Genomic DNA, 6,552 nt, shown 5'->3' with positions numbered 1-6,552 from the left:
AGTTGATTGCTCCAGGCGTGGTAAAAATCTGGCGGCCAATAATACGCCCTGAGAATTTTTCTGTTAAACCGAGGTTTTTGAGAAGCTCAGCAATCAGGCCAGCGTCTTTGATTTCTGCCAGCGCATTCGCTGTCTGCAGGTACTGGTCATGCGGGTTTTCAGCCGCAAGATGATCCGCCAGTAACTTATCGGCGTACTGGCGTACCGTCAGGATACTGTCATCCACGTACTTGCGCGTTGCCAGCACCACGGACGGGTCAATCTTCAGAGTGATGGCATCGGTGCTGTTGATGATCAGAATCATGCGCACGGTCTGCGTGCGACCGCTGCCTTCCTGCAGCGCGGGCTTGTAGGTTTCGGGCGTGTTGCAGACCGCAATCAGCGTGCCGTCCGCGTCAAACAGCCCCATTTCCCGGATCCAGAATCCGCCCTCCGTTTCAGGGATCACCTGCTCAGCAATCACCTGGCTGGCATTGGCCGCATCAATGCTCAGCGAATTGATAGCGGCGCGGCGCACCTCGTTAACCAGCTTCGTCTGGCTGGCGTTCGGCGTCGGCAGCGTGCCGCCGCCGTCGCCCACAGCCATCTGTGTGATGTTCAGTTTTGTGCCGAGCGCGGCAGCGTTGGCAATCTTCGCCGCGCCCAGGTTGGTTACGATCGCATAGTATTTTTGTGTCATGGTCCCACTTCCATCAGGTCAATAACGTGTACCGCCGCGCCGCCATAAGCCGCGCCGCTGACGGAGATAATTTCCGGGGTGTACGGGTAAACGGTCAGGTCATCACCGTCATAGCTGGCTGCTGCCATGCGTGTTTCGCCGCTGACCTGCAGGTTGATGGACATTCCAAGCAGGTGACGGCTGCAGGGTTTTGCATCGCTGATCAGCCGCTCAAGCTCCTGATAGGTTTCTTCAGTAATGCCCTGGTCCTGCACGCCAATGTCCAGCCGGAACGTGCCGGGCGGCTCATTGGTTTTCCACCACTCAATAACCCGGATCAGGAAGCCGAACGGCTCCACCACGCGGCGGATGGCGCTGATGGTGCCTTTGTGCTGATGAATATAAAACGCATCGTTCACCACCTGTCGTTTGACGCTCTCAGCCCAGCTTTCGTCCCAGCGGTCCACCGAGAAGGCCCAGGCCAGATAAGGCAAAAAGCTCACCGGGCAGGTGGCCGGGTTCCACAGGTCGCGCAGCGGCACGTTCAGCCCGGAAATCCCGCTGCACGCCTGCGCTAAACGGCGCTCCAGCGCAGACGAACCGGGCGGCATCAGGCTGCTGTTGCTCATGCCACCCCCTGATCGCCCGCCACGGAAATGTTCGTACCGGTGCAGTAACCCGCCTGCGTGCGGTCCATGATGATGTCCTCCGCCGGTTCGGTGATTTCCACCCAATCCACACCGGCCACACGCATCACCGCCCCGTAGGACTCACGCCGCACACTGCGCCCCAGCTTTTTCTGTTCAGTAAGGTAAGCCGCCAGATTAGCGTTTGCCGCCTCAAGGCAGGGACCGGCGGCTACGCCGTCGAACAGGTGCAGCCTGGCCTTCACGCTGTAGTTGCGGATAGTCGCCCCCTGAACCGTCACACGGTCGGCCACCGGGCGCACGCTGTCGGCGCTCAGTGCTGTGTCCACTGTAGTCAGCAAATCCGCTGCCGCCGTGCCGTCGCCTTCGCGACTCAGGACAGTGATCAGTACTGTCGCCGGTGACGGGCTGATGGCGGACACGTCCTGCACCCGGCCATCGGCGCTTTTGGCGTGAAACTCATACGCGCCCGTCGGTCCGGCCACGCTCAGCCCCTCAAACGCCTCCGGCACGCGCACGCGCAGTGCGTCGTCCGATTCCATCACCGCATCCACCGGCGGCACCGCGTCGGGATTCGCAGGCGTGATGGTCAGGCGCTTCACGTTATTGCGGGCGGCCTGCTGGTCCAGATCGCTGCCGATTGCGTAGGCCACCATTACAGCCTGTGCCGCCTCATTGATGCGCTGGCGCAACAGGATTTCGCGGTAGGTGTTTTCCTGCAGACTTTTCACAATCGGGTCAGACTCCAGAGCCAGCACGCGGCGCATGGCAGCCTGTTCATCCGCTGGATAAAGCGCAATCAGCGCCTCTTTACGCTCTGCGAGCAGCGTTTCAAAGTCCGGCACCTCAATAATCTGCGGTGCGGGCAGTTGGGAAAGATCAATTACCGCCACTTTTCACCCCCGTAGAGACAGACATGGCAACCGGTGAGCCGTCGGCGCGCTGGCCGGTCAGATCAACCTGCATAGAGCCGTCCTGGTTGCGTGTGATTTTCACAGAGGCCAGCCGGATGCGCGGTTCCCAGCGGCTTAGCGCGGTATAAGTGGCGGCCATTACCTGCAGTTTGGTGGCGTCGTTCTGCGGCCAGTCAATCATCGCGGACAACATCGAACCGTAATCACGCCGGGCGATGCGGCTGCCTTCGGGGGTGATCAGAATGTCGCGCACGCTCTGCCGGATATGCTCGATGTCGGTAATAGCTTCGCCAGTGTCACGGTTCATGCCGAGATACATCATTGCGGACCTCCTGACGTATCAGTGCCTTTCTTCACCCCGTCATGTAAATGCTTATCAGCAATTACGCCGTTTGAACTCATTGAACCGCCGCCGTGGGTCACATCACCGTTCATCGTGGTGTCACCGTTAATCCGTGTCTGGCTGGCCTCTATCCCCAGCGCATCAGTGATCAGCTGAATGCCGTCTGCCGCTTCAATGCGCACACTTCTGATGTTCTTAATCAGCAACTGGCCCGTTTCCGGCTCGTACTGAAACCAGCCGCCATCCTTAAACACGGTGGTGGTGCCGTCTTCCGAGTAGTCGGGCGGCGGGAAGGCTTCGGAATAAATGGCGGGCAGCGCAAAGGCGGTTTCAAGATTGCCGCCCAGGCTCAGCAGTACAACCTGTTCCCCGACGGTGGGCTGCCACCATGTGCGCGTATTACCGGCGCGCAGGGTGAGCCAGTTAATCCAGTTGGTTTCGAGGTCGCCCGTTTTCACCCGGCATAGCCAGTTCACCGGATCAACTTCGGACACGGTGCCGGTGCGGATCAGGTTGGTGATAAGGCGCATGATTTCGGTAATTTGAGTATTCATTAGAGGATGTTGGCATAGATAAATTTTATTAGGCAGCGCTGCGTATTGTATAAGATGTGATACAAAGGATTATGTGAACTTACCCATCAGCCTCTATTTTTCCTAACATCATTCATTCTTTAGTAAGAGGCTAAATTTTAAGTTCTTTAGTACCCTCTACTACTGCTGGCGTTTTTTTAATAAAGAAAGACTAAAAATTTAAGCGTATGATTGAAATATTTGAATAGTGTAAACTATGGATTGGTAGGTGAATATATAGACATGTAAAACTAATTTCTATCGAGGCTTAATTATGATAAACAAGGCATCTGAGTTACTTGAAATTTTCATTAATGAGGAAAATAAAAAATTACAGGGCATAAAAATGCCACACATGCCGACCTTAGGAAGTGCATATGAGGAAATTACAAAACAAGGCATAGATCAAGAGTTTGTCATTCCTAAAAACTTGGATTTAAGAGTCGTATCCGGATTCATCTCTATCGACGGAGTTATTTTACCTGAGCAGATTGATTGTATGCTTGTGCATGGTGATGGTGAAAAATTTGGTTTGACTGATCAGTATCTTTATGAAATAAAAAAAATTCTGTGCATATTTGAAGTAAAAAAAACCCTCACAAAATCTCAATACATAGATGCTATGGATCATCTTGCTAAGGTAAGGAGGGGTTTTTCAGAACACTTCGAAAATAGATTGATCTATGAAGGATATGAGCCAGATATCTCTTTAGCGAAAATTAATTATTCAAGGATAACGGGAAAGTTTGGCCCGGAAAATTATTCTGACATCCATGGACTTGCTGAAAATGACGGTGTTTTATTTTATACGCTTGTTCAAGAGTCTTTAGCCCCGGTAAGTATAGTTCACAGTTATGATGGATATAAAACCGAGAGCGGATTACGTAAAGCTTTTTGCGACATATTAGAAGATAAGATAAAAGTAACAGGAGCTGGAATTGGAATTCCGTCGATTCCATCTTTGGTAACTTCTAATCAACACTGCATTGTGAAGGGTAATGGACTTCCATATTTAATAATGAAAGACGATAATGAATGGGTGGCTTTATTTTCTTTAAGACACAACCCTGCTAGAGTTATACTTGAATTAATTTGGACAAAAATATCAACGTATTTTGGAATCGAACTGCCTTGGGATGATGATCTTTACATGGACAACGTCAAGCCTCTATTAACAGCAAAGGTCATTAGTGCGGAGGGTCGGGTAGGCTGGATGTATAACACACACGAACTTTCTGAAAAAAAACTAGCTCGTAATGACACAAAAACTTGGAAGCCTGTATCTGTAGGAGCAGCAGAAACATCAGCGATAACGCTAATGGCAGCAAATGGTGGCTATTTAGCGCTTGATGAAGATATGAGCATTCATTTTTTTGAACGACACAATGTCACAATTGAACAACTTAAAAGGAAATTAATTAACACAAGATTATTCATGGAGGATCAAGATTTCATTCGACCTATCAATCAAGAAACTTACCTTCTATTTAAAGATGATAAAACTGGTTATATCTCATCAGACAGAATTAGGTTTGACCTTTGGTGCACAGAAAGCAAACTGCCACCAAATTACTTTATCATTCTTTTTTTAGAGTGATTTTCTCAGCATTCAGATGGTCGTCAAACTTCTTTCATAGTAATCTTTGATGTTACGCACTATAGCCTGCTGCCCCCACAGCAGGTTATTGATAAACAATTTAGTTGAAGATACAACTAAAGGCGTGACACAAAAAAGACATGTAAACTAACATAACACCCAAGACTAACACCCGAACAACATTTAAAAAAATAGAAGTTAGCATCATTTAAAATGAACCGCTTAACAATAAAATCCAGCAAAAAACAGCCCATTAAAAACCTAGTCTTTATATTTTCACTTCGGCGACAGGGGTTTTATTTTCAATCAACTGAATTTTAAAATAGACCAAGAATTTTATTTTAAATAATAACTCTTATAAAACATATAAAAAATTAAATGGTTAAATTAATGACGGTAAGTTTCTTAATTAGGTAGATCCTAAATTCATCCAGCAAGCCAGTTCATGATGATATCACGCACCGTGCTTTCCACGTCGCCGTTCACGCCCAGCAGCGGACGTTCCGCATATTTCACCATCGGGCCGCGATGGCTTACCCGGTCGCGCAGTCCGTAATGATGAACGCGGGCCAGTTTCTGAACCCCCGGAACAAAGGCAACCTCTGCGGCGTCGGCACTCGCCTGCGTCTTCAGGTACTTCGCTGTTTTCAGCTTCGCGAACATGCCTCGACGGATGCGGCCCTTTTTGCTGCGGGCGCTGACGCGGCGCGGCTCCCATGCGGTGCCGTCCGGGGAACGTTGTGCTGTGATGTTTGCCTGCTGAATGCGGCGCACGTCGCGCGCCACCTCGCGCAGCATCTTTTTCCGGGCTGCCGGTTCCAGCTGTGAGAGAAGCGCAGCCAGCCAGGCATCCACTTCATGCATTTCAGCCATGCTTCACCGTCCAGAATTCCTCCGGCGCGTCCGGTTCCGGCACTGCCTCAATGCTGATTTTCCCGTCCACAGTGGTTGCCACGACGCGCTCGGTCAGCTTCAGATCCATGCTGATGTCGCAGCGGTCATTCCCCAGAATATCGACCTCAAACGAAAACAGCTTTTCGCGCGCCTCACTGTTCTGCAGCGCGTCGGGCTGGTTTTCCTGAAGCCACAAAAGCACCGGGGCCATCAGCAGGTTCTGATCGCCGGTGAAGTCGGTGATCACCACGTTCAGGGTGTAACGGTACTCCCACGACAGGGACGCGGCGGCCGTAGCGACCAGCTGGCCGCTGTCCACGAACAGGTGCAGGCGGTCCGGGTTATCGGCCACGTAAGGGACCGACTTATTCAGGGCGCTGCGTAAGGACTGCGGCTTGTTCATCGTCTTTTTCCTGACAGCTGATGATGGTATCGACCTTACCGGCACATGCCGCCCAGGCGGCCTCCGTTTCGTCCAGCAGGGCCAGGAGGTCGCCGTTAGTGCGCGGTGCTGCCGGATCCAGCTGGCAGCGGGTGATTTTCGGACAGCCACTCACGGTAAGATTCACCTCCTGCGAGGGCCGGTCGCTGGCGCAGCCGGATAACAGGATCAGGCAAAGCGGTATCACTCCAGCGGCGCAGGTCTTCATTTTCACGTTTCAGCTCCTCAATTTTTCGCTGCCGGTCGCGCAGAAGCTGGCCGTTGCGTTCGGCGGCGGCGTAAAGCTGCGTCTGTGCCTGGCTGCTGGTCTGCGTAAGGATATTCAGGGCAATCAGCTGGCTGTTTTTCTGGCTCAGCTTTTTTCCCTGAGTTTCTATGACTGCCTCATGTGCGTGAATCTTCTGATAGGCGTTGTGCAGATTCCACGACTGCCACAACACAATCCCCAGAAAAAAAAGAACCATCACGATGATGTTCTTCATGTG

General features: G+C 51.6%; 10 protein-coding genes. 1 reads left to right on the top strand and 9 read right to left on the bottom strand.

Annotated features, from left to right (window positions below; all coding sequences use genetic code 11):
* The 5 genes from HFD92_RS18510 to HFD92_RS18490 all read right to left on the bottom strand — a co-directional run.
* Nucleotides 1-679, bottom strand: a 679-nt coding sequence (locus HFD92_RS18510) for a phage tail protein (protein ID WP_255461735.1), incomplete at its 3' end; no start/stop codon positions are given.
* Nucleotides 676-1,287: a phage tail protein I gene (locus HFD92_RS18505; protein ID WP_163850402.1), complete on the bottom strand. Its 612-nt coding sequence runs from the start codon at nt 1,285-1,287 to the stop codon at nt 676-678. The genes HFD92_RS18510 and HFD92_RS18505, both read right to left, overlap by 4 nt.
* Nucleotides 1,284-2,198 (bottom strand): baseplate J/gp47 family protein, encoded by a 915-nt coding sequence (locus tag HFD92_RS18500; protein ID WP_167429463.1) that lies wholly within the window; start codon nt 2,196-2,198, stop codon nt 1,284-1,286. Before HFD92_RS18500 ends, HFD92_RS18505 begins: the two co-directional genes overlap by 4 nt.
* Nucleotides 2,185-2,541 (bottom strand): GPW/gp25 family protein, encoded by a 357-nt coding sequence (locus tag HFD92_RS18495; RefSeq protein ID WP_167429462.1) that lies wholly within the window; start codon nt 2,539-2,541, stop codon nt 2,185-2,187. Before HFD92_RS18495 ends, HFD92_RS18500 begins: the two co-directional genes overlap by 14 nt.
* A complete protein-coding gene (locus tag HFD92_RS18490) occupies nt 2,538-3,116 on the bottom strand; it encodes a phage baseplate assembly protein V (RefSeq protein ID WP_167429461.1) in 579 nt (192 codons plus the stop codon). Before HFD92_RS18490 ends, HFD92_RS18495 begins: the two co-directional genes overlap by 4 nt.
* A 292-nt stretch (nt 3,117-3,408) precedes the next feature.
* Here HFD92_RS18490 and HFD92_RS18485 point away from each other — a divergent pair, with 292 nt between their 5' ends.
* A complete protein-coding gene (locus tag HFD92_RS18485) occupies nt 3,409-4,731 on the top strand; it encodes a DUF6602 domain-containing protein (protein ID WP_167429460.1) in 1,323 nt (440 codons plus the stop codon).
* A 426-nt stretch (nt 4,732-5,157) separates the two neighbouring features.
* On the opposite strand, the gene HFD92_RS18480 is transcribed toward HFD92_RS18485, so the two are convergent.
* From HFD92_RS18480 to lysB, 4 genes are read right to left on the bottom strand one after another with little or no spacing between them, the layout of a single operon-like run.
* Nucleotides 5,158-5,604, bottom strand: coding sequence for a phage virion morphogenesis protein (locus tag HFD92_RS18480; protein WP_167429459.1), 447 nt, complete (start codon nt 5,602-5,604; stop codon nt 5,158-5,160).
* Complete coding sequence (locus HFD92_RS18475; RefSeq protein ID WP_090965623.1) at nt 5,597-6,028, bottom strand: phage tail protein; 432 nt, start codon at nt 6,026-6,028, stop codon at nt 5,597-5,599. Before HFD92_RS18475 ends, HFD92_RS18480 begins: the two co-directional genes overlap by 8 nt.
* Nucleotides 5,991-6,233, bottom strand: coding sequence for an Rz1-like lysis system protein LysC (lysC, locus tag HFD92_RS21680; protein WP_244638520.1), 243 nt, complete (start codon nt 6,231-6,233; stop codon nt 5,991-5,993). Before lysC ends, HFD92_RS18475 begins: the two co-directional genes overlap by 38 nt.
* Nucleotides 6,124-6,549: an Rz-like lysis system protein LysB gene (gene lysB / locus HFD92_RS21830; RefSeq protein WP_167429458.1), complete on the bottom strand. Its 426-nt coding sequence runs from the start codon at nt 6,547-6,549 to the stop codon at nt 6,124-6,126. Before lysB ends, lysC begins: the two co-directional genes overlap by 110 nt.
* Between the last annotated feature and the right edge of the window lie 3 nt (nt 6,550-6,552).

The organism is Pantoea sp. EKM101V, from assembly GCF_011800325.1.
In the GTDB taxonomy this organism is placed as follows: domain Bacteria; phylum Pseudomonadota; class Gammaproteobacteria; order Enterobacterales; family Enterobacteriaceae; genus Pantoea; species Pantoea anthophila.
Note: the sequence above shows the minus strand (reverse complement) of the source record. Positions and strands in the feature narration are given on the sequence as shown.